1 protein-coding gene is annotated in these 2,724 nt (G+C 61.5%); it reads left to right on the plus strand.

What is annotated here, in order from left to right; genetic code table 11:
- Positions 1-2,724 (plus strand): immunoglobulin-like domain-containing protein (locus DCO47_RS26505; RefSeq protein ID WP_371919906.1); only part of this gene is annotated, 2,724 nt, incomplete at both ends.

The raw sequence follows: 2,724 nt of genomic DNA on the forward strand, positions 1-2,724 counted from the left end.
GGTTTCGACTTCCGTCACAGACGTTGCCGACACTACAAATCTGTCGCTGAGCGCGACCGGTTCTGTGGCTGAGGGCGGTCAGATTACGTACACCGCGACCTTGACCAACGCCGCAGGCTCGCCTGTGACCGTGACCTTGTCGAACGGCGCTGTCATCACCATCAAAGCAGGCGAAACCAGCGGCACTGCGACCGTTCCGGCACCGTCCGATGACGTCTACAAAGACGCCGGCTCCGTGCAGGCAACGATCACCAGCGCCACCGGTGGCAACTTCGAGAACCTTGTTCCGAGCACTACGCCAGCGATCACTCAAGTCACCGACACCATCGACACCTCGACCGTCAAACTGACGGCTGATACTTCGGTGGCCGAAGGCGGCACTGTGACTTACACCGCAACAGTTGGCGCTCCAGTTACTGGCTCGCCTGTGGTCGTGACCCTAGCGAATGGTCAGAACATCACCATCGCTGTAGGCCAGACTTCCGGCATTGCGACCTTTACCGCACCGAACGATGCGCTGACCGGCAACGCTCCGCTGACCAACTCGATCACTGGCGTAAGCGGCGGTAATTTCGAAAATCTGGTGGCGGACAAAACCCCGGTTTCGACCTCCGTCACAGACGTTGCCGACACTACCAATCTGTCGCTGAGCGCGACCGGTTCTGTGGTTGAGGGCGGTCAGATTACGTACACCGCGACACTGACCAACGCTGCAGGCTCGCCTGTTACCGTGACCCTGTCGAACGGTGCCGTGATCACCATCAAGGCTGGCGAAACCACCGGCACTGCGACCGTTCCGGCACCGTCCGATGACGTCTACAAAGACGCCGGTTCTGTGCAGGCAACGATCACCAGCGCCACTGGTGGCAACTTCGAAAGCCTGGTTCCAAGCACCACGCCAGCCGTCACTCAAGTCACCGACACCATCGACACTTCGACGGTCAAATTGACCGCTGACACTTCTGTAGCAGAAGGCGGCACCGTGACTTACACCGCCACAGTCGGTGCGCCAGTTACCGGTGCGCCTGTCGTCGTGACTCTGGCCAACGGTCAGACCATCACCATCGGCGTCGGTCAGACTACTGGCACTGCAACCGCTGTTGCTTCGAACGATGCGCTGACCGGCCACGCGCCGATCACTAATGCGATCACCAACGTCAGCGGCGGCAACTTCGAAAATCTGGTGGCCGACAAGACTCCGGTCAGCACCACCGTGACGGACACCGTCGACACCACCAACCTGTCGCTGTCGGCGACTGGCTCGGTAGCAGAAGGTGGTCAGATCACTTACACCGCGACACTGACCAACGCCGCAGGCTCGCCTGTGACCGTGACCTTGTCGAACGGCGCAGTAATCACCATCAAAGCTGGTGAAACCAGCGGCAATGTGACCGTTCCGGCACCGTCCGATGACGTCTACAAAGACGCCGGCTCCGTCCAGGCAACGATCACCAGCGCCACCGGTGGCAACTTCGAGAACCTGGTTCCAAGCACCACGCCAGCCGTCACTCAAGTCACCGACACCATCGATACTTCGACGGTCAAATTGACCGCCGATACCTCGGTTGCTGAAGGCGGCACCGTGACTTACACCGCCACGGTCGGTGCGCCAGTAACCGGTTCGCCTGTGGTCGTGACCCTTGCCAATGGTCAGACCATCACCATCGGCGTCGGTCAAACTACCGGCACTGCAACCGCTGTTGCTTCGAACGATGCGCTGACCGGCCACGCGCCGATCACTAATGCGATCACCAACGTCAGCGGCGGCAACTTCGAAAATCTGGTGGCCGACAAGACTCCGGTCAGCACCACCGTGACCGACACCGTCGACACCACCAACCTGTCGCTGTCGGCGACTGGCTCGGTAGCAGAAGGTGGCCAGATCACTTACACCGCCACGCTCACCAACCCGGCGGGCTCGCCGGTCACCGTGACCCTGAGCAACGGCGCGGTCATCACCATCAAAGCAGGCGAAACCACCGGCAATGTGACCGTCCCAGCTCCGTCCGACGACGTCTACAAAGACGCCGGCTCGGTGCAGGCCACGATCAAAACCGCCACCGGTGGCAGCTTCGAAAACCTGGTACCGAGCAGCACGCCAGCAGTGACCAGCGTCACTGACACGATCGACACCACCACCGTAAAACTGAGCGCAACCGCTGCAACGGCCGAAGGCGGCAACGTCGTCTACACCGCAACCGTCGGCGCACCTGTCACCGGTTCGCCTGTCGTCGTGACGTTGGCCAACGGTCAGAGCATCACCATCGCGGTCGGCCAGACCACCGGCACCGTGACCGCTGTGGCTCCAAACGATGCGCTGACCGGTCAAGCTCCGCTGACCAACTCGATTACCGGCGTGACCGGCGGCAACTTCGAAAACCTCGTTGCCGATAAAACCCCGGTCAGCACCACCGTGACCGACACCGTCGACACCACCAACCTGTCGCTGTCGGCGACTGGCTCGGTAGCAGAAGGTGGCCAGATCACTTACACCGCCACGCTCACCAACCCGGCGGGCTCGCCGGTCACCGTGACCCTGAGCAACGGCGCGGTCATCACCATCAAAGCAGGCGAAACCACCGGCAATGTGACCGTCCCAGCTCCGTCCGACGACGTCTACAAAGACGCCGGCTCGGTGCAGGCCACGATCAAAACCGCCACCGGTGGCAGCTTCGAAAACCTGGTACCGAGCAGCACGCCAGCAGTGACCAGCGTCACTGACAC

Origin of the sequence: Pseudomonas sp. NDM (genome assembly GCF_003105095.1) — a bacterium.
In the GTDB taxonomy this organism is placed as follows: Bacteria; Pseudomonadota; Gammaproteobacteria; order Pseudomonadales; family Pseudomonadaceae; genus Aquipseudomonas; species Aquipseudomonas moraviensis_A.